The 245-nt window shown below is 70.6% G+C and carries 1 pseudogene; it reads right to left on the bottom strand.

Annotated features, from left to right (window positions below):
* A pseudogene (locus ACM6IK_RS27065) lies at nt 1-245 on the bottom strand (NAD(P)(+) transhydrogenase (Re/Si-specific) subunit alpha); the annotation flags it as partial.

The following is a 245-nucleotide window of genomic DNA, read 5'->3' as shown; positions in this document are numbered from 1 at the left end:
GGACGCACGTCGGACGCTTCGATCACCGCCCCCAGGCGTTTGGCGGTGGCGATGGCCTGCAGTCCGGCCACGCCGGCACCGAGGATCAGCACGCGCGCCGCTTTCACGGTGCCCGCCGCGGTCATCAGCATCGGCATGAAGCGCGGGTAGTGGTGCGCGGCCAGCAGCACGGCTTTGTAACCGGCGATGTTGGCTTGCGAGGACAGCACATCCAGGCTTTGGGCGCGGGAGGTGCGCGGCGCCGC

The organism is Pseudomonas sp. IT-196MI5, assembly GCF_949767415.1.
GTDB lineage: Bacteria > Pseudomonadota > Gammaproteobacteria > Pseudomonadales > Pseudomonadaceae > Aquipseudomonas.
Note: the sequence above shows the minus strand (reverse complement) of the source record. Positions and strands in the feature narration are given on the sequence as shown.